This is a genomic window from Bradyrhizobium sp. LCT2 (genome assembly GCF_009931255.1).
Lineage (GTDB): Bacteria > Pseudomonadota > Alphaproteobacteria > Rhizobiales > Xanthobacteraceae > Bradyrhizobium > Bradyrhizobium diazoefficiens.
In genome coordinates this window covers 448,235-467,897 of record NZ_CP034432.1, presented here as the reverse complement: position 1 = coordinate 467,897, position 19,663 = coordinate 448,235, and the positions used below count along the sequence as shown (strand labels likewise).

At 64.8% G+C, this 19,663-nt stretch carries 19 protein-coding genes; 11 read left to right on the top strand and 8 right to left on the bottom strand.

The features are described from left to right. Positions 1-77 precede the first annotated feature (77 nt). The 4 genes from EI171_RS02990 to EI171_RS02975 all read left to right on the top strand — a co-directional run bounded on the left by EI171_RS02990 (position 78) and on the right by EI171_RS02975 (position 4,194). Positions 78-1,442, top strand: a complete 1,365-nt coding sequence (locus tag EI171_RS02990) for an FAD-dependent oxidoreductase (protein WP_161532563.1) — start codon at positions 78-80, stop codon at positions 1,440-1,442. 43 nt (positions 1,443-1,485) lie between these two features. Next, complete coding sequence (locus EI171_RS02985) at positions 1,486-2,490, top strand: ABC transporter substrate-binding protein (protein ID WP_161532562.1); 1,005 nt, start codon at positions 1,486-1,488, stop codon at positions 2,488-2,490. A 110-nt stretch (positions 2,491-2,600) separates the two neighbouring features. Beyond that, positions 2,601-3,374: an ABC transporter ATP-binding protein gene (locus EI171_RS02980; RefSeq protein WP_011082944.1), complete on the top strand. Its 774-nt coding sequence runs from the start codon at positions 2,601-2,603 to the stop codon at positions 3,372-3,374. Next, positions 3,367-4,194 (top strand): ABC transporter permease, encoded by an 828-nt coding sequence (locus EI171_RS02975; RefSeq protein ID WP_028175120.1) that lies wholly within the window; start codon positions 3,367-3,369, stop codon positions 4,192-4,194. The genes EI171_RS02980 and EI171_RS02975 overlap by 8 nt, the downstream gene beginning before the upstream one ends. Positions 4,195-4,408: 214 nt before the next feature. On the opposite strand, the gene gtdA is transcribed toward EI171_RS02975, so the two are convergent. Further along, complete coding sequence (gene gtdA, locus EI171_RS02970; protein WP_060909982.1) at positions 4,409-5,449, bottom strand: gentisate 1,2-dioxygenase; 1,041 nt, start codon at positions 5,447-5,449, stop codon at positions 4,409-4,411. A 172-nt stretch (positions 5,450-5,621) separates the two neighbouring features. Here gtdA and maiA point away from each other — a divergent pair, with 172 nt between their 5' ends. Both maiA and EI171_RS02960 read left to right on the top strand, forming a co-directional pair. Continuing rightward, positions 5,622-6,254, top strand: a complete 633-nt coding sequence (gene maiA, locus EI171_RS02965; RefSeq protein WP_161532561.1) for a maleylacetoacetate isomerase — start codon at positions 5,622-5,624, stop codon at positions 6,252-6,254. Beyond that, the gene (locus EI171_RS02960) at positions 6,244-6,756 is read left to right on the top strand and encodes a MarR family winged helix-turn-helix transcriptional regulator (protein WP_028175118.1); all 513 of its coding nucleotides are present in this window, start codon (positions 6,244-6,246) and stop codon (positions 6,754-6,756) included. The genes maiA and EI171_RS02960 overlap by 11 nt, the downstream gene beginning before the upstream one ends. 185 nt (positions 6,757-6,941) lie before the next feature. On the opposite strand, the gene EI171_RS02955 is transcribed toward EI171_RS02960, so the two are convergent. The 5 genes from EI171_RS02955 to EI171_RS02935 all read right to left on the bottom strand — a co-directional run bounded on the left by EI171_RS02955 (position 6,942) and on the right by EI171_RS02935 (position 12,355). Further along, positions 6,942-8,555, bottom strand: a complete 1,614-nt coding sequence (locus tag EI171_RS02955) for a benzoate-CoA ligase family protein (RefSeq protein WP_028175117.1) — start codon at positions 8,553-8,555, stop codon at positions 6,942-6,944. Further along, a complete protein-coding gene (locus tag EI171_RS02950; protein WP_028175116.1) occupies positions 8,552-9,706 on the bottom strand; it encodes an FAD-dependent monooxygenase in 1,155 nt (384 codons plus the stop codon). The genes EI171_RS02955 and EI171_RS02950 overlap by 4 nt, the downstream gene beginning before the upstream one ends. A 190-nt stretch (positions 9,707-9,896) precedes the next feature. After that, complete coding sequence (locus tag EI171_RS02945) at positions 9,897-10,112, bottom strand: hypothetical protein (RefSeq protein ID WP_038966627.1); 216 nt, start codon at positions 10,110-10,112, stop codon at positions 9,897-9,899. Positions 10,113-10,241: 129 nt separating this feature from the next. Then, on the bottom strand, positions 10,242-11,093 hold the full coding sequence (locus tag EI171_RS02940) for a cysteine rich repeat-containing protein (protein WP_028175114.1): 852 nt from the start codon (positions 11,091-11,093) through the stop codon (positions 10,242-10,244). Between the two features lie 260 nt (positions 11,094-11,353). Beyond that, positions 11,354-12,355, bottom strand: a complete 1,002-nt coding sequence (locus EI171_RS02935) for an NADP-dependent oxidoreductase (protein WP_161532560.1) — start codon at positions 12,353-12,355, stop codon at positions 11,354-11,356. A gap of 210 nt (positions 12,356-12,565) precedes the next feature. Between EI171_RS02935 and EI171_RS02930 the strand changes: the two genes are divergently transcribed. Beyond that, the gene (locus tag EI171_RS02930) at positions 12,566-13,864 is read left to right on the top strand and encodes a dicarboxylate/amino acid:cation symporter (RefSeq protein ID WP_011082935.1); all 1,299 of its coding nucleotides are present in this window, start codon (positions 12,566-12,568) and stop codon (positions 13,862-13,864) included. A 9-nt stretch (positions 13,865-13,873) separates the two neighbouring features. Further along, positions 13,874-14,800, top strand: a complete 927-nt coding sequence (locus EI171_RS02925; RefSeq protein ID WP_161532559.1) for an amino acid ABC transporter substrate-binding protein — start codon at positions 13,874-13,876, stop codon at positions 14,798-14,800. A 201-nt stretch (positions 14,801-15,001) separates the two neighbouring features. Here EI171_RS02925 and EI171_RS02920 read toward each other — a convergent pair whose 3' ends face one another. Together EI171_RS02920 and EI171_RS02915 are read right to left on the bottom strand one after the other, a co-directional pair. Further along, entirely contained in the window at positions 15,002-15,928 is a 927-nt protein-coding gene (locus EI171_RS02920; RefSeq protein ID WP_161532558.1) for a RimK family alpha-L-glutamate ligase, read from the bottom strand. A 223-nt stretch (positions 15,929-16,151) separates the two neighbouring features. Further along, positions 16,152-16,304, bottom strand: coding sequence for a hypothetical protein (locus tag EI171_RS02915; protein WP_156149860.1), 153 nt, complete (start codon positions 16,302-16,304; stop codon positions 16,152-16,154). Between EI171_RS02915 and EI171_RS02910 the strand changes: the two genes are divergently transcribed. From EI171_RS02910 to EI171_RS02900, 3 genes are all read left to right on the top strand, one after another. Then, positions 16,303-17,076, top strand: a complete 774-nt coding sequence (locus EI171_RS02910) for a ferredoxin--NADP reductase (RefSeq protein ID WP_028175111.1) — start codon at positions 16,303-16,305, stop codon at positions 17,074-17,076. The genes EI171_RS02915 and EI171_RS02910 overlap by 2 nt on opposite strands. Positions 17,077-17,477: 401 nt before the next feature. Next, the gene (locus EI171_RS02905; protein ID WP_011082931.1) at positions 17,478-19,103 is read left to right on the top strand and encodes an FMN-binding glutamate synthase family protein; all 1,626 of its coding nucleotides are present in this window, start codon (positions 17,478-17,480) and stop codon (positions 19,101-19,103) included. Positions 19,104-19,205: 102 nt separating this feature from the next. After that, positions 19,206-19,445: a PilZ domain-containing protein gene (locus tag EI171_RS02900; RefSeq protein ID WP_011082930.1), complete on the top strand. Its 240-nt coding sequence runs from the start codon at positions 19,206-19,208 to the stop codon at positions 19,443-19,445. The last annotated feature ends 218 nt before the right edge of the window (positions 19,446-19,663 follow it).

Sequence of the window (19,663 nt, the reverse complement as noted above, 5' to 3'; positions counted from 1 at the left end):
AATTTGGTGGATTGTAGCCCGCCTCGCGTTAATTCATAGTCGGTCCCAAGCAAGGATTTTCAGGGATAGGACGCGCCATGCGGGCCACGACGATCGAAGAACCAGCGCGCCGGGTGCCGCTCTACGGCGAATATGAGGTGGTCGTGCTCGGCGGCGGTCCGGCCGGCATTATCGCGGCGGCGTCGGCAGCGCGGGCGGGGCGGAAGACGCTGCTGATCGAGCGTTACGGCTTCCTCGGCGGCATGGGCACCGCGGCCGGCGTCACCAATTTCTGCGGCCTGCACGGCAACGTCTACGGCCAGGCCCACCGGCTGGTGCAGGGCATGGCGTCCGAGCTCCTGGCACGGATCGACCTGCTCAACGGCATCAACACCCCGCATCTGATCCTCGGCAAGGTCTTTGCCCAGGCCTACGACACCGCGGCCTACAAGATCGCGGCCGACGAACTCCTGGCAAGTCACAAGGTCAATATCCTCTTCCATGCGCTCGGCGCCGGCGTGGTGATGGGCGATAACAGCCGCATCGACGCGCTGATGGTCGAGACCAAGGCCGGCCGGCAGGCCGTGCGTTCGGAGATTTTCATCGACTGCTCCGGTGACGGCGATCTCGCGGTCTGGGCCGGGGCGCCGTTCGAAGTCGGCGACGAACACGGCCATCCGCTCTACCCGTCGATGATGCTCCGTCTCAACAATATCGATCCGGAAAAGGCGGGCGAGGCCTGGCGCACCATCCCGCAATTGATGGAAAAGGCGCTCGCCGCCGGCACCCACAAATTCCCGCGGAAAAGTGCCATCGTGCGGCCGCAGAAATCCGGCATCGAATGGCGGGTGAATTTCACGCAGGTCGCGCGCGAGGATGGCCACGCCATCAACGGCATCGAGCCCGACGATCTCACCCGCGGCGAGATCGAGGGCCGCAGGCAGGCGCTCGCCGCGTTCGAATTCCTGCGCACGGTGCCGGGTTTTGAGAAGTCCTACATCGTGGACCTGCCGCCGCAGCTCGGCATCCGCGAGACCCGCCGCATCAAAGGCGGCTACCAGCTCAGCGGCGAGGACGTGCTCGGCTGTGCCTCGTTCGAGGATTCCATCGGCGTCAACGGCTGGCCGATCGAGGCTCATGTTCCCGGCGATGTGATCTTCACTTTTCCGCCAATCCCGGAATCGCGCGGCTATAACGAGCTGCCCTACCGGATGCTGGTGCCCGAGGGCGTCGACAATCTGCTGGTCGCCGGCCGCTGCGCCTCGATGACCCATGAGGGCCAGTCGGCCGCCCGCGTCTCGGGTGCCTGTTTCGTGATGGGGGAGGCCGCAGGTTCCGCCGCCGCGCTGGCGCTCTCCGGAAATCGGATCCCGCGTGACATCCCCATTGAAAAATTGCAGGAAACGTTGAAACAACAGGGCGCCTTCATCGGACGGGACCAGCCCGTGCCCGAAGGGCTTTGACGGGCTGCAAGAGAACGACCAAGACAACGACGGAGGAAACCGGATGATCGGGATTGCGCGGCTCGCGCTTGCGGGCCTGGTGGCGATCATGGCGATGGGCGCGGCGCAGGCCGAGGACGCGCTGAAGGCCAGGATCGGCGTGCTCCGCCTGTCCTCCTCCGCGCCGGTCTTCATCGCGCAGGACAAGGGCTATTTCCGCGAGGCCGGGCTCGACGTCGAGCTGAAGTTCTTCGACGCGGCGCAGCCGATCGCGGTCGCCACCACCTCGGGCGACGTCGATTTCGGCGTCACCGCGTTCACCGCCGGTCTCTACAATCTCGCCGGCAAGGGCGTGCTCAAGGTGATCGGCGGCATGAGCCGCGAAAAAGCCGGCTATCCCCTGATCGGCTATTTCGCCAGCAACAACGCTTACGCGGCCGGGCTGAAGACGCCGAAGGACCTCGCGGGCAAGCGCGTCGCGGTCACGCAGGTCGGATCATCCTTCCACTATTCGCTCGGCCTGCTCGCCGACAAATACGGCTTCAAGCTCGCCGACGTGAAGATCATCCCGCTGCAGTCGCTGTCGAATGCGGCGGCCGCGCTCAAGGGCGAGACCGTCGATGCCGCGCTGCTGCCGATCTCCACCGCGCGCAAGCTGATGGACGAGGGCGGCGCGAAGTTCCTGGGCTGGGTCGGGGACGAGACGCCCTGGCAGCTGGGCGCGGTGTTCGCCTCGCCGAAGACGCTGACCAACAAGGCGCTGGTGACCAAGCTGCTCGGCGCTTTGGCAAAGGCTGACCGCGAATACCACGACGTGATCCTCGCCGCGATGAAGGACGGCGTGGCGCCCGTCAACGAGCAGACCAAGCCGCTGCTGGAGATCATCGCGAAGTACACCAATCTGCCGGTCGAGCAGGTGGTCGGCAATTGCGCCTACATCGATCCCGACGGCAAGCTCGACGTCAAGAACGTCGACAACCAGATCAAATGGCTCCAGGAGCAGGGCTTCGCCGACAAGGGCTTTGATGCCAATGCGATCATCGCAAAGGACTATGTGAAGGCGGACTAACCTTTCGTCATTCCGGGGCGATGCGAAGCATCGAACCCGGAATCTCGAGGTTTCGGGTCTGATCCTTCGGATCATCCCGGAACGACGGAGAACCGGATAGACGAGACAGCATGGACCTGATCGCCAACCACATCACCCACCGCTTCGGCGACCTCGCCGTGCTCGACGACGTCTCCTTCACCGTCAGCGCCGGCGAGGTGGTCGCGATCGTCGGTCCTTCCGGCTGCGGCAAGAGCACGCTGCTGTCGATCCTCGGCGGGCTGTTGCAGCCGACCTCCGGCGCGCCAGAGCTGCGCGGGGCGCCGCCGGCGGACAGTCTCAATCCGCTCACCTTCGTGTTCCAGGATTTTGCGTTGCTGCCCTGGGCGACGGTCGAGGAGAACGTCGAATTTCCGCTGCTGCACGCCCAGCTCTCGGCGGCGCAGCGCCGCGCGCTGGTCGAGGATGCGCTGCGCCGCACCGGCCTGACCGATTTTCGCAAGACCTATCCAAAGCAGCTCTCCGGCGGCATGCGCCAGCGCGTCGGGATTTCGCGGGCGCTGGCGGTCAGGCCTGCCATCCTGCTGATGGACGAGCCGCTCTCGGCGTTGGATTCGCAGACCCGCGAGTTGTTGATGGAGGACTTCGTCCGCCTGCTCGCCGACGGCGGCATGGGCGCGGTCTATGTCACGCACAATCTCGAAGAGGCGGCGCGGCTCGCCGACCGCATCGTGGTGCTGTCGCGCCGGCCCGGGCGGATCCGCGAGGTCGTCACCGTGCCGATGACGCGCGCCGAGCGCGGCGAAACCGCGGCGCGCGAAAAGCTGCTGTTGCTTCAGAACCAGATCTGGTCGCTGATCCGCCACGAGGCGATCGATGCCGAGCGCGAGGTCCAGCATGCTTGATCGCGCGCCGGTGGCGGAGACACCTGTCAAGAGCGAGGCGACCCGGCGCGTCCGCTTTCGCGGCGCGGGCTTCGTGCCGGCGAGCAGCCGCTTCGGCGGCTGGATCGCGCTCGCCCTCGTCATCGCGATCTGGCAGGCGGCCGGGAGCGCCGGTCTCGTCAATCCGCTGTTCCTGCCGGCGCCGTTGGCGATCGTGCGCGCGATCTACGAGCTGGCGATGTCAGGCGCGCTCTGGCAGCACCTTTCGGCCTCGCTGCTGCGCATCGGTGTCGGCTGGCTGCTGGGAACGGCGGCCGGCGTCGCCGTCGGCTTTGCCATTGGCCTGTCGCGGCTCGCGCGCAGCGTCGGCATCACCTTCATCTCGGCGCTGTTCCCGATCCCGAAGATCGCACTGCTGCCGCTGTTGATCCTCTGGCTCGGCATCGGCGAAGAGCCGAAGATCGCGACCATTGCCTTGGGTGTGTTCTTCTCGACCGCGATCTCGGTCTATAGCGGCGTCGATGCGGTGCCGCGCAACCTCATCCGCATGGCGCAGAGCTTCAACGTGCCCTTCGCCACCATTGTGCGCAAGGTGATCTGGCCGGGCGCGCTGCCGGCGATCCTCGCCGGCTTCCGCATCACTGCCTCGGTGGCGCTGCTGCTCGTCGTCAGCGCCGAGATGATCGGCGCGCAATACGGCATCGGCGCCTTTGTGCTCCAGGCCGGCAATCTGATGCAGACGGATCAGCTGCTCGCGGGCGTGGTGATCCTATCGGTGTTTGGCCTCGCGGTGGGCAAGGTGATCAATCTGCTGGAGACGCGGTTGCTGCACTGGCGGTAGCTGCGTTCGCAATGATGATGTGGACGAAGCCGCGCGCCACAACCTCCGTCGTCGTCCCGGCGAAGGCCGGGACCCATACCCACAGGGAGCGGTTTGGCGAAGACTGGTAGTTACCTTTGGTCGGTACGAATACCGCTGTTCCCCGATAGATTACGCGGTATGGGTCCCGGCCTTCGCCGGGACGACACCGAATGTAAGGCTATAGCACCCCGCCTTACGCATTCCCCCGATCCTCGCGAAACAGGTCGAGCTTCTGCTGCACGGGCCGATCCGAGAAGCTGAACAGCACGGCGTCGTCGTCGGCCTCGTGCGTCACCCAGTGCCAGCTCGGCACCACGAACAGGTCGCGCGGGCCCCATTCGAAAACGGCATCGCCGATGCGGCTGCGGCCGCGGCCTTCGATCGGGCAGAACACCGTCGCATCGGTGGAGCGATATCGCGCGGTCTTGAAGCCCTTTGGCAGCAACTGGATGAAGGTGCCGATGGTCGGCATCGCAAAGTCGCCGGTCTCGGGATTGCTGAACTTCAGCTTCAGCCCATGACAGGCGTCCCATTCCTGGCTCGCGCGAGCCTTCTCCAGCGCCTCGCGGGTATAGGCATAGGGATAGCTGAAGATCGGCGAGGTCTTCGAGCTCCGCTTCACGTCGACCGGCAGCAGATTGTGGCCATAGCGCGCAAAGCTGTCGCCGGCGGGCTTCGTGATCCTCTGCTGGTCCTCCTTCGCGCCTTCCGCAAAGGAGCAGTCGAAGAACTGCACCAGCGGGATATCGAGGCCGTCGAGCCAGAACATCGGCTCGTCGGTCTCGTTGGAATGATCGTGCCAGGTCATCGACGGCGTGATGATGAAATCGCCGGGCTCCATCGCGGTGCGCTCACCGTCGACGGCGGTGTGGGCGCCCTTGCCTTCGAGCACGAAGCGCAGCGCCGACTGGCTGTGCCGATGCGCGGGGGCGACGTCGCCGGGCACCACCATCTGCACGCCGGCATAGAGCGAGGTCGTGATTTTTGATTGCCCGCGCAAGCCCGGGTTCTCCAGCACCAGCACGCGGCGCTCGGCCTCCTTGGCCGTGATCAGCTTGCCGGCTTCACGCATGTAGTCGCGGATGACGTCGAATTTCCAGAGGTGCGGCCGGCAGGCGCTCTTCGGCTCCGGCGTGATCAGATCGCCCATCACCGTCCACAGCGCGGTGAGATTTTCGCCGTCGATCTTCTTGTAGAACGCCTCGCGTTCCGGCGTCTTGGTCACGGCTTCCATGGTGCGGCTCCCGTCGTTTTGTTGATTGACAGTATACTGACGATCTAGGTAGCGTCAACGCAGGGGGAAGGTCATTCCGGGGCGGCTCGAAGAGCCGAACCCGGAATCTCGAGATTCCGGGTTCGATGCTGACGCATCGCCCCGGAATGACAAAACAAAAGGGAGGGTTCCGATGAAGCTGCACGGCTATTTCCGCTCCAGCGCCGCCTACCGGGTGCGGATCGCGCTGAATCTGAAGGGCCTCGGCGCCGAGCATCTGCCGCATCATCTTCGCAAGGGCGAGCAATGCGCGCCCGCCTATCTCGCCATCAATCCGCAAGGGCTGGTGCCGGCGCTGGAGAACGATGGCGGTACGGTGCTGACCCAATCGGTCGCGATCATCGAATGGCTCGACGAGACGCACCCCAATCCACCGCTGCTGCCGAAGGATCCGCTGCGACGCGCCAAGGTGAGGGCGTTTGCGCTGGCGATCGCCTGCGACACCCATCCGGTGCAGAACCTGAAGGTGCTGGCGCGGCTGCGCGAACTGGGGCTTGCCGAAGAGAAGGTCCAGGACTGGGCCGCCTGGGTCAACCGCGAGGGACTGTCGGCGTGCGAAACGCTGATCAGGGACGAGCCGGGCCCGTTCTGCTTCGGCGATGCGCCGACGCTCGCCGATCTCTGCCTCGTGCCGCAGCTTGCCAACGCGCGCCGCTTCGGCGTCGACGTCTCGGCCTATCCGCGCCTGCTGAAGGCGGAGGCCGCCGCCAAGGCGCTGCCGGCGTTCGCCGATGCCGCACCGGAGAAGCAGCCCGATGCCGAGTAAGCCTCCTCCCCCGATCACGATGGACGCGGTCTATGCCGCGCCGGGCTATCTGTTCCGGCGCATGCAGCAGATCGCGGTCTCGATCTTCATGGAGGAGTGCAAGGCGTTCGATCTCACGCCGGTGCAGTATGGGGCGCTGATCGCGATCCACACCCATCCCGGCATCGATGCGACGCGGCTGTCGGCGGTGATCGCCTTCGACCGCTCCACCCTCGGCAGCGTGATCGAACGGCTTCAGGCCAAGGACTATATCGAGCGCAAGCCCGCGCCCGAGGACAAGCGGATCAAGCTGCTCTACCTGACGAAATCAGGCGCCGCGATCCTGCGCGAGATCATTCCCGCCGTCGAACGCGCCCAGGCGCGCATGCTGGAGCCGCTGAAGCCCGCCGACCGCAAGGCGCTGATGGGACTTCTGGTGCAGCTCGTCGATCTCAACAACGAAGTCTCGCGGGTGCCGCTGCGGGCCGAGGACGCGCTGGAGCATCTGGGGAAGGGCGGGTGAGGGGGTGATTTGCCGCGGTGGCGGCTAAAAACTCCGCCGTCGTCCCGGCGCAGGCCGGGACCCATAGCCACAAATCTTTGTTTTGCGAAGATTGATAACGACCACTTCACGCAACAACTACTGCTGCGGCGTATGGGTCCCGGCCTTCGCCGGGACGACATTGAGGTTGTTGCAACGCAGTCCCCTCACATCCGCAGCAACGCCTGCCGGTCGATCTTCCCTGTCCCCGTCTTCGGCAGTTCGTCGATGAAGATCACCTCGCGCGGATATTTGTAGGGCAAGAGCTTGCCCTTCACGTAATCCTGTAGCCGCCGCGTCGCCTCGTTTTGGTCTACGGCACGGCTGTTCATCACCACCACCGCCTTCAGCGTCATGCGACGATCGGGCAGCTCGGCGGCGAACACCGCGCATTCGCGGATGTCGGGGTGATCGGCGAGGCAGAGCTCGACCTCGAGCGGATAGACCCACTGGCCGGAGATCTTGATAAGATCGTCGGCGCGGCCGCGGAAGAAGTGGAAGCCGTCGGCATCGCGGACGAAGCGGTCGCCGGTGTAGATCCACCCGCCCTCGCGGATGGTCTCGGTGGACTTGTCCGGCCGATTCCAGTACAGTGGCGTGTTGGAATCGCCGCGCACCCACAAGATGCCTTCCTCGCCGTCGCCGACCTCGCTTCCGTCCTTGTCGCGCAGCGCGACCTCGTAGCCGGGCACGCGCAGGCCCGCGGCGCCGAGCTTCTTCCGTTCGGGACGGTTGGAGAGATAGATGTGCAGCACCTCGGTCGAGCCGAGGCCTTCGACGATTTCGAGCCCCGTGAGCGTCTTCCAGCCGTTGAAGACTTCGGCCGAGAGCACTTCGGCTGCGGAGAGCGCCATGCGCAGCGACGAGAAGTTCGTCTGTTGCGCGCCCTCGGCCTTGGTCAGCGAGGTGTAAAGCGTCGGCAGGCCGAAGAAGACGGTCGGCCTGTATTGCTCGATCGCCGCGAAGATCGTCGCCGGCTTCGGCTGTCCCGGTAGCAGCAGCGTCGCCGCGCCGACCGAGAACGGGAAGGTGACGGAGTTGCCGAACCCGTAGGCAAAGAAGATCTTCGGCACCGAGAAGCAGATGTCGTCAGGCGTCAGCTTCAACACATTCTGCGCGAAGGCCACCTCGCTATAGGTCATGTCGTGCTGGAGGTGCACGATGCCCTTGGGCCGGCCGGTCGAGCCGGACGAGTACATCCAGAACGCCATCTCGTTGCGATGGGTATTCGCTTCCGCAAGCTCGGCCGGGAATTGCGCAAGCCAGCTTGCCGCCGCGACCGCCGCAGGCGCAGCACGCTCGCCCATTCCGCCATTGACGACGATCAGCGTACGCAGGCTCGTGTCCTTGCACGCCTCTGCATTGAAGCGCGCGCAGAATTCGGACTCGGCCACCGCGACGGTCGCGCCGGAATCGGCGAGATAGAATTGCAACAGGTCCGGCGGCGTCAGCGTGTTGATCAGGAGCGGCACGAAGCCGGCACGCACGGCGCCGAAGAAGGCGGCGGGATAAGCCGGCGTATCGTCGAGGAACAGCAGCACGCGATCGCCACGCTTGAGGCCGAGCGAGATGAAGCCGTTGCCCCAGCGGCAAGCCTCCGCGCAGAGCTCGGCATATGTGCGCGTGCCCGCCGGACCAATCAGCGCGAGCTTGTCGCCATATCCCTTGCCGAGATTGTCGAACAGCACGCGGCTGGCGTTGTAGATTTCCGGAACGGCAAAGCCGATCTCGCGTGCGCCCGCGCTGTCCGCGGGCACCTGGTCGCAAATCTCGTTGCTCATGCGGTAGCCTCACTGGCCGCATCCCCACCGTTCTTGGCGGCCTCGTAACGCGCCATGAAGGCCGGCGACATCGCCCGCAGCCGGGAATCGTCGATGCGGCCGGAGCGGGTGATGTAGCTGTAAGCAAAATCCATCAGGTCGAGCTGCATGTGCTGGGCAAAGTTCTCGTACCAGGAGGCGCTGGTTCGTGCGGCGTCGACGAGCTTCTGCACGACCGGTTTGCGCGCGGCCTGGTAGCGAAGCAATGCGGTGTTCAGATGCGCATCGGATTCCAGCGCCTTGACCAGCGCGATCGCGTCCTCGATCGCGAGCCGCGTGCCGGAGCCGATCGAGAAATGCGCCGAGTGCAGCGCGTCGCCGATCAGCACCATATTCTTGAACGACCAGTGCTCGTTCCAGACCCAGGGAAAATTGCGCCACACCGATTTGTTGGAGACGAGGCAGTGGCCGCCGAGCGTGTCGGCGAACACCTCCTCGCAGACGCCCTTGGACTGTTCGACGTCCTTGTAGGCGAAGCCATAGGCCTGCCAGGTGGCGTGGTCGCACTCGACCAGGAAGGTGCTCATGGTCGGCGAATAGCGGTAGTGATGGGCGTTGAAGGCGCCGCGGTCGGTCTTCACAAAAGTCTGTGACAGCGTGTCGAAGCGCTTCGAGGTGCCGTACCAGACGAACTTGTTGGAGGAGTAGGACAGCGAGGTGCCGAAATCGCCCTCGTAAGCGCGGCGCACCAGCGAGTTCAAGCCGTCGGCGGCGACGATCAGATCGTGGCCGTTGAGCTGGTCGATCCCGTGAATTTGCGTGTCGAAGCGCGGCGTGACCCCGACATCGAGCGCGCGCTGCTGAAGGAACTGCAAGAGCTCAAGCCGCCCGATCGAGGAGAAGCCGACCCCGTCGATGGCGACGCTGCCGCCCTGCAGGTTGAGCGTGATGTTCTCCCAGCTCTCCATATGCGGCGCGATCGCATCGACCGTCTCGGGGTCGTCGGCGCGCAGGAACTCCAGGGCCTGGTCGGAGAACACCACGCCAAAACCCCAGGTCGCGTCGGCCGGGTTCTGTTCGAACAGGTCGACTTGATCCTCGGGATGACGCTTCTTCCAGAGATAGGCGAAGTAGAGCCCGCCGGGCCCCCCGCCAATCACGGCGATCCGCAACGTCTGCCTCCCTAATTGACAGTATACTTACTATCTAGGGGTAGACTAATGTGCTCCGGCCTCCCGCGCCAGCAGAATTATCGGCCAAGCGCGGCGCGCCAAAGCTCGCTTCCGGACCTGCGTCTTGCGCGTGTCCGAAACCGTCAGGAGCGAACCATAGCCAAAGCGCGCCCTCTTGGCCACCCGGCGATCAGACGCAACGCTTCACGTAGACCCCGTCCACCAGCACCCTGGTACAGCGGACCACCGGAACCGGCTTGCGGACCACGACGGCCGCGTTCGGCCCGGCGCAGCCGGCGCGATAGACGCCGCGGGCGCACACCACCGCGTTGGCGTCGGTGGCCTCGAACGTCATGGTCGCCCCGAAGGCGAGGAGTGCAGAAGCAACCAGCAGCAATGAACGCATGTTGTCCTCCCGGTCTTGTCGTGATCGAAATCGATACCCGCAAAGGTTGATCGCGGCAGGCGTGCGAGAATTCATTCGCGCATGCCGCCGATCGGTGTCGTGTACTCCGGCGCGTCGCCGTGCGCTGCCTTATCGCGCCGCGAACGGCGCCAGCACGTCCTTGCACGCGGGCGACAGCGACGCGGCATTGCTGGCGATGCATTGCACGATGCGGCCGCCGCCGGGCGCGACACCGGCGCACAGCGTGCGGATGTCGGCGCCGCAGGCCGATCGGACGATGAACAGCTCTTCGCGCGGCCGCAGCGGGCGCAGAACGATCACGGCTGGCGCGGCCGCCGGTGCTGCCGCCGCCGCAGGGGCTGCGCCCGCAGGCGCTGCCGTTGCTGCCGCGCCGCCGCCGGCCGCGGCGCTCAGGGCCTTCTCGCAGGCGGGCGAAACCTTTGCCTTGTTCTTCTCCAGGCATTCGAGCGCGGGCGCACCGCCCGGCGGCACGCTGGCGCAGACCTTGGGATAGTCGGCGCGGCACGCGCTCTTGACCGCAGCAACCTGCGCGCTGCTCGGTTGCTTGGCGGCAGCTGCCTTCGGCGCTGGTGCGGCGGCGGGCTTTTCGGCGGGCGCCGATTCAGCCTTCGGCGCCGCAGGCGCCGTTTCCGTCTTGGACTCGGTCTTGGGCGCAGCTTCGGTCTTTGGTGCGGCCGGCGCGGCTTCGGTCTTCGGAGCCGCAGCGGGCTCGACCGCGCGAACCGCGGTCTGGCACCCAGGTGACAGGCTCGACATGTTCTTCGCCAGACATTGATACGCTTCCACGCCGCCGGGCGTGACGCTCGAGCAGTGCGCCATGAAGTCCGAGCGGCATGCGGACCGGATCGCGCTCTTCTGCGCGTCGGTCGGCGCTTGCGCGACCGCGCCTGTTGCAGTTGCGAAGAGCGCGGCCGCGAGCAACGCCGTGCGCGTTGATGCATGTTTCAACGTGTTGAACATCTGAGTGAATTCCCGCCCTGTCGGTAGCGCCGACGATTTTCAAATGTGATTCAAGCGCAATCGTCGCGAGTGATGCCTCGCGCGCGGTATCTTTGGATGCTTTGGCCTCTACCGCAAGTGGATAATGCCGGCGCAATTGCGACGTAACTAGAGCATGATCCGGACCCGAAGGGCCGCGTCAGCGCAAAGTGTGCAGTGGTTTTCCCTCGCGACAGACGCGGAATGCGTTTGCGCGGAGATCATGCTCAAGCAATACGTCGTCAGAGCTTGACCATGCGCTTGCCGCGGTTCTCGCCCGCGAGCAATCCGATCAGCGCTTTCGGCGTGTTCTCCAATCCGTCGATAATGTCCTCCTGCACCTTCAGCTTGCCGGATTTGACCCAGCCCTGGAGCTCGGCGAGCGCGCGCTGGCTGTCCTTCATGTAGTCCATCACGATGAAGCCCTGCATGACGAGCCGCTTCACCACGATCAGGCCGGGTACGCCGCGCGGACCGTGCGCGGCAGGCGCACCGTCATATTGCGAGATCGCGCCGCAGCAGGCGATGCGGCCGTAATTGTTCATCTGCGGCAGGCAGGCTTCCAGAATGTCGCCGCCGACATTGTCGAAATAGACGTCGATGCCCTTTGGCGCGGCCGCGCGCAGGGCCTTGAACACCGCGCCGTCCTTGTAGTCGACGGCGGCATCGAAGCCGAGCTCGGAGGTCAGCCAGTTGCACTTGTCGGCGCCGCCGGCGATGCCGATGACGCGACATCCCTTGATCTTGGCGATCTGCCCGACGATCGAGCCGACCGAGCCGGCCGCCGCGGAGACCACGACGGTCTCGCCCTCTTTGGGCTTGCCGACCTCCAGCAGGCCGAAATAGGCGGTGAGGCCGGCGATGCCGAACACGCTGAGCAGATGCGTCATCGGTTCCAGCTTCGGCATCTTGGTGAGATGCTTTGCCGGCACCGCCGCAAACTCCTGCCAGCCGGTGTCGCCGAACACGATGTCGCCGGCAGCCAACCCCGGCGCCTTCGAGCTGACGACCTCGGCGATGCCGCCGCCGGCCATCACGCTGTTCGCTTCGACGGCTGAACGATAGGTCGCGCCATGCATCCAGGCGCGGTTGGCGGCGTCGAGCGAGATGTAACGCACGCGCAGCAAAGCCTCGCCGTCCTTCGGCTCCGGCATCGCGCCGTCGACCATCTTGAAATGTTCAGGGCCGAGCTTGCCGCTGGGTTTTTCGACCAGAAGAATCTGGCGATTGATGCTGCCGCTCATGGCGTTTCCCTCTCCGTTTGTTTGACGATTATTGATGCAGCTGCCGCAAAGAAAACGTGCAGGCGCATTCGTTGTGCGCTGCATGAAGGCTAGATCGCGGGGGGCCGTTTCACAACGGGAACATCCGGCCAACGCGGCCACCCGGCAAGCGAGTTGCGCAGCCGCCATATCTGCGACATCATGAAGCGCCGGTGTACGTGGGGGTAAGCAATGTCGAACAGGTTTACGCAATACATCTTGGGCGCGATGGTGCTGGGCATCATCATGGGCTCGGCGATCTACAACTTCCTGCCCGATACGCGCGCCGACTGGGCCTCGTCCATCAACCTGATCGCCATGATGTTCCTGCGCCTGATCAAGATGATCATCGCGCCGCTGGTGTTTGCGACCCTGGTCGGCGGCATCGCCCATATGGGCTCGGGCGCCAAGCTCGGCCGCATCTTCGCCAAGACCATGGGGTGGTTCATCAGCGCCTCGTTCGTCTCGCTGATGCTCGGCCTGATCATGGTCAATCTGCTTCAGCCCGGCGCCAACTTCCCCGGCACGCTGCCTGCGGCAGGCCAATCGACCGGCCTGCCGGTCTCGGCCTTCTCGATCGAGAAATTCCTGACCCATCTGATCCCGACCTCGATCGCGGACGCGATGGCGCAGAACGAGATCCTCCAGATCGTGATCTTCGCCGTGTTCTTCTCGGTGGCGATGGGCGCGATGCCGGAGCGCTCCAAGCCGATCCTGGCGCTGATCGACGATATCGGCCACATCATGCTCAAGGTGACGAGCTATGTGATGCTGTTCGCGCCGCTCGCGGTGTGGGCCGCCATCACGGCGACGGTGGCCAAGAACGGCCTGCTGGTGCTCTGGAAGCTCGTCGTGTTCATGGGCGGCTTCTATCTCTCGCTGGCGCTCCTGTGGACGATCCTGGTGATCGTGGGCTTCATCGTGATCGGGCCGCGCTACAGCCACCTGCTGAAGCTGATCCGCGAGCCGCTGATGATCGCGTTCTCGACCGCGAGCTCGGAAGCGGCCTATCCGAAGACGCTGGAGGGCCTCAACCGCTTCGGCGCCTCGTCGCGGATCTCGAGCTTCGTGCTGCCGCTCGGTTATTCCTTCAACCTCGACGGCACGATGATGTACTGCACCTTCGCGAGCATCTTCATCGCGCAGAGCTACCACATCGACATGCCGCTCGGCACGCAGCTCGCGATGCTGGCGACGCTGATGATCACCTCGAAGGGCGTCGCCGGCGTGCCGCGCGCCTCCCTCGTCGTGATCGCCTCGACGCTGGCGCAGTTCAACATCCCCGAGGCCGGCCTGCTCATGATCATGGGCATCGACACCTTCCTCGACATGGGCCGCAGCGCGACCAACGTGATCGGCAACACGCTCGCGACCTCGGTCGTCGCGAAGTGGGAAGGCGAGCTTGGGCCGGAGCATGCGATGGGACCGGGCGACGCCGTTCCTGATGACATGGTGCCGGGCGAAGTGCCCGCCATGGCCGGCCATGGTTAGGAGCACACCATGGGCCAGACACTGACAAGGTCAGTGATCGGCGGCTGCCTCTGGCTCGCGGCATCGTTGCTCGCGACCACAGCACTCGCCCAGACCGGGAGCGAAGGGCTCAGCCCGACGCTGTCGGCCATCAAGAAGGCGCATGTCGTGCGGCTCGGCTATCGCGAGAGCTCGCCGCCGTTCTCCTTCCTCGACCAGTCGGGCCGCCCGATCGGCTACAGCCTCGAACTCTGCGAGGCCATCGTCGAGGAGATCGGCGTCGAGGTCGACGATCCCAATCTCAAGATCGACTACGTCAAGGTCACCTCGGACGACCGCATCGAAGCGGTGCTCCAGAACAAGATCGACCTGGAGTGCGGCTCGACCACGGCCAATGCCGAGCGCGCCAAGCGCGTCGCGTTCTCCCCCTTGATGTTCGTCGCCGGTACCAAGCTGATGGTGCCGAAGGCGTCCAGCGTCCAGTCGCTGGCCGACCTGAAGGGCAAGACCATCGTGGTGACGAAGGGCACCACCAATGAGCAGGCGATCCAAGCGGCCGACAAGAAATCCTCGCTGGGGCTGACCATCGCCGTCGGCGCCGATCACGAGCAATCGTTCCAGATGCTCGCGGACGGCAAGGCGGATGCGTTCGCGACCGACGACATCCTGCTCTCCGGCCTGATCGCGCGCCACAAGGCGCAGGACAAGTACCGCGTCACCGGCGACTATTTGTCCTACGACCCCTACGGCATCATGTTCAGGAAAGGCGAGCCGCAATTGTCGGCTGTGGTCGAGCGCACCTTCCGCAAGCTCGGCTCCAACCGCGACCTCGTCCCGCTCTACAACAAATGGTTCACCGCCAGGCTTCCGACCGGCGAACGGCTCAACGTGCCGATCTCGCTGCAACTCGAGGAAGCCTTCAAGGCGATGGACGATTCGGCGAGCGCGAATAATTAGTGATCGCGCCGTGCCGGAGGCTCGCTGCCTTCCCTTCTCCCCTTGTGGGAGAAGGTGGCGCGAAGCGCCGGATGAGGGGTTGTCTCCGCAAATTCAGACGCAAGAGTTTCACGCGCGGAGAGAGACCCCTCACCCGTCTCACCGCTACGCGGTGAGCCACCCTCTCCCACAAGGGGAGAGGGCGCAGCGAGCTCGCGGCTGCTATCTCTCCCCAAACACCCGGTCCAGCGCCGCGTCATACGTCGCCTGCACCAGCTCCGGATGGAGCTTCGCCAGCGCCTCCATCATCACGCCGGAATTGATCTCGAGCACGCGCCAGGCGCCATCCACGCGCACCACGTCGATCGAGGCGAAGGCGATGCCGATGGCGTTGGCGGCGTCGACGGCGAGCTTCACGCATGCCGCGTGCACCTCGCCAATCTCCATCAGGACCGGCCGCGCGCCGGCGTCGAGATTGTGCCGCCAGTTCAGGATGCGCCGTTTGCCGTTCGGGACGACCGCATTCACCTCGCGCGCTTCGAGCTCGCGGAGCTGCCCGTCGTGTCCCGCCGCGATCGCGAGCTCGCGCAACGTATGCTCGCCGTCGCCGACGACCGACGGCCGGTCCTTGCGGTAGACGATCATCGGCTTGCGATCGAGCAGGATCACGCGGACCTCCTCCTCGATCTCGACATAAGGCGCGATCACGAGGCCGAGGCTCGACGAAAAAACCTCGCTGACGGCGCGATCGAGCTCGGCAGCGCTCGTCACCTTGAACACCGCGCGTCCGGACGTGCCCTCGTTCGGCTTCACCACCACGCCTTGCGGGTGCTGCGCAAGCAGCGCCAGCATCGCTTCACGCCAACCAGGGCCGGCGACATGCGCGCCCATGCTCGGGTTGAGGAAGAGATGATGAGGAATGCAGGGCACGGCTTCAAGCGACAGCGCCTCGGCGGTCGCCGATTTGTCGTTGGCGAGGCGATGCGCGATGGCGCTGTTGAGGCCGATGTCGTAGCCGAAGGCGAAGTGGCGCGCCTCGCCCCGGCGCATCGCGATCAGCCAGCCACCGGCGCGGATGTCGACGGCAATGCCATGTCGGGCGCAATAGCGCCTGATCGCCTGGACGAAGATGCGTTCGCTGCTGGCCATGGGTCTCAATCATTCCTGTCGCCAAAAGCCGCAAAAATGCGGGCATCGGCGCCAAGCCGGGGTGAAGATCAGAGCTATTCTTAATGAAATTCTCGCGAGCGCGACGGAAATTAAGTGCTGCCATCGAGCCCGAAAGGGAAAAGAAATTGCCCTCTGTGCGCGCCACGCAGCAGATTCATTAATGATGCGGCCAATTCCATCGCAAATGCCGGTTTGATCGGCATCAATTGCATCCGAAACGAGGTTGATTATTGGTCTCAATGGCGTAGATCACACACGCGAAATCCTCCGCCATGGCAATGGTGTCCGCCCCGCTTTCAGGGCCGGGCAGTGCTTTTGCCCTAAAACCGCAATTATTCGGAATATCGAAAATCATGAGCGCGTTTTACCGAGAGAAGGTTCTTTCCGTCCAGCACTGGACCGACACGCTGTTCAGCTTCCGCGCCACGCGCGATACCGGCTTCCGCTTCCAGAACGGCCAGTTCGCGATGATCGGCCTCGAGGTCGACGGCCGTCCGCTGCTGCGCGCCTACAGCATGGCGAGCGCCAACCACGAGGAAGAGCTCGAGTTCTTCTCGATCAAGGTTCAGGACGGCCCGCTCACCTCGCGCCTCCAGAAGATCAAGGAGGGCGACACCATCCTGGTCGGCCGCAAGGCGACCGGCACGCTGATCACCGACAACCTCATCCCGGGCAAGCGGCTGATGCTGCTCTCGACCGGCACGGGCCTCGCGCCGTTCGCGAGCCTGATCAAGGACCCCGACGTCTACGAGCAGTTCGAGACCATCGTGCTGGTGCATGGCTGCCGCCAGGTCTCCGAGCTCGCTTACGGCGAGAAGCTCGTCGCCAATCTGCGCGAGGACGAGCTGTTCGGCGAGCTGCTCGCGGACAAGCTGGTCTATTATCCGACCGTGACCCGCGAGCCGTTCCGCAATCGGGGCCGCATCACCGACCTCATCAGCTCCGAGCAGATCTTCAACGACATCGGACAGGGCCCGCTCGACATCGCAACCGACCGCATCATGATGTGCGGCAGCCCGGCGATGCTGGAAGAGCTGAAGGTGATGTTCGAAGGCCGCGACTTCATCGAGGGAAGCGGCAACAAGCCCGGCCATTTCGTGATCGAGAAGGCGTTCGTCGAGCGGTAAGCACCGCTCGTTTATCCTCTCGGTGTCGTCCTGGCGAAAGCCAGGACCCATACCCACCGAGTCAAGTTTGGCGAAGGCTGGTCGTTGTCAGTCTTCGCGCAACCCCGTTTAGGGGTAATGGGTCCTGGCTTTCGCCAGGACGACGGCGGTGGGTAAAGCACCTTGCCCGGCCGCCCCACTATTCCCACCCCCACTCCCTCTGCTGCACTGCAAAAGCCTAACCTCTCGGCGGATTGATCTGCGGCGGCGGAATTCGCTAGCCTGAAACAAGGGCCGCGTCATATCCGTATGACAGGCGCGGGCGTATCGTACCGCCTCAAGCTGGCGAGAGGATGGGAATCGTGGCCGACGAAAATAGCAAAGCGCCAAAATCGAAGCGTGGGCCGTTGGAAGAGGGGGCCATGGAAACCCTGCTGATGCCGTTCTCGCCGCGCTTCATCGTGCTGACGATCTGCGCGGTCGTCACCGCTCTCCTGATCGGCTTCGGCATCGCCGACCGCAAGATCTTCGACATCCTGCTGATCCCGATCCTGATCTTCGGCGCCCTGACGCTGCTCGGCGTCCGCGACCTGCTCCAGAAGAGCCATGCGGTGCTGCGCAACTACCCGATCTCGGCGCATATCCGCTTCCTGCTCGAAGAGATCCGCCCCGAGATGCGGCAGTATTTCTTCGAGAGCGAGAAGGACGGCATGCCGTTCTCGCGCGACACCCGCGCGGTGGTCTATCAGCGCGCCAAGATGCAGCTCGACAAGCGTCCGTTCGGCACCCAGGAGGACGTCTACCGCGAGGGCTATGAGTGGATGCATCACTCGGTGTCGCCGAAGGCGCATGCCGAGGAGAAGTTTCGCGTCGTCGTCGGCGGACCGGACTGCAAGAAGCCCTACTCGGCCTCGGTGTTCAACATCTCGGCGATGAGCTTTGGCGCGCTCAGCCCGAACGCGGTGCGTGCGCTCAATGCCGGCGCGAAGAAGGGCGGCTTTGCCCATGACACCGGCGAGGGCGGCTTCAGCCCCTATCACGCAGAGATGGGCGGCGACATCATCTGGGAGATTGGCTCCGGCTATTTCGGCTGCCGCCATCTCGACGGCTCGTTCGATCCCGAAGCGTTCGCGCGCGTCGCCGGCCAGGACCAGATCAAGATGGTCGAGCTCAAGATCAGCCAGGGTGCCAAGCCCGGCCATGGCGGCGTGCTGCCGGCGGCAAAGGTCTCGGAGGAGATTTCCAAGATCCGCGGCGTGTCCATGGGCGAGGACTGCATCTCGCCGGCCTCGCACCGCGCCTTCTCGACGCCCGTTGGCATGATGCAGTTCATCGCTGAGATGCGCCGCCTCTCCGGTGGCAAGCCGGCCGGCTTCAAGCTGTGCATCGGTCATCCCTGGGAATTCCTGGCGATCTGCAAGGCGATGCTGGAGACCGGCATCTATCCCGATTTCATCGTCGTCGACGGCAACGAGGGCGGCACCGGCGCCGCGCCGCTGGAGTTCATGGACCATCTCGGCATGCCGATGCGCGAGGGCGTCAATTTCGTGCACAACGCGCTGATCGGCATCAATGCGCGCGACCGCATCAAGCTCGGCGCCTCCGGCAAGATCGCCACCGCGTTCGACATGGCGCGGGCGATGGCGATCGGCGCCGACTGGTGCAATTCGGCGCGCGGCTTCATGTTCTCGCTCGGCTGCATCCAGTCGCTGAGCTGCCACACCGACCGCTGCCCGACCGGTGTCGCGACGCAGGACCCGACGCGGGCGCGCGCGCTCTACGTGCCGCTCAAGATCGACCGCGTGCACAATTACCACCATGCCACGCTGCATTCGCTGACCGAGCTGATCGCCGCGGCCGGCCTCGAACATCCCCAGCAGCTGCGCCCGATCCACTTCAGCCAACGCAGGTCGACGACCCAGGTGCAATCTTTCGCGCAGCTCTATCCGGCGCTGCGTCCGGGAGAATTGCTCGAAGGCACGGAGGACCCGCGCTTCCGCGACGCCTGGCGGATGGCGCGGGCGGAGACGTTCCAGCCGGCGCTGTGAGGCGCCGGGCCACGGCATGATGCGGCCCGCGCGAGGCCATGAAATTGTCGCGAGCAGAGCGGGGGCTTAACGTCTGATTCAACTTTGGGTATAGTTCATCCCATGGACGAGCGACGCAACAAAGCCAGGCATCGCGTGCTGAAGGCCGGAACGATCGAGTTCGGTGGCGGCGCGATCGACTGCACCGTCCGCAATTTCTCAGACACCGGCGCAGCCCTCGACGTCACCAGCCCGGTCGGCATTCCCGAACACTTCACCCTGCTCATCCAGGCCGACGGAAAGCATCTGGCGTGCACCGTGGTCTGGCGCAAGGAAAAGCGGATCGGTGTGAGGTTCGGGTAGGCGCCTGCATCTGGCATGAGCGCGAACCACAATCTCAGCTGTCGTCCCGGACAAGCGTCAGCGCAGATCCGGGACCCATACCGCGTGATCGATCGATTGCGGTTGGTGGTAGTACCGAACACCCAGTCTTCGCCAAACGGCTTCCTGGGAGTATGGGTCCCGGATCGGCGCGCGCTTGAGGCGCGCTTGTCCGGGACGACGAGTGGAGATTGGCGCGA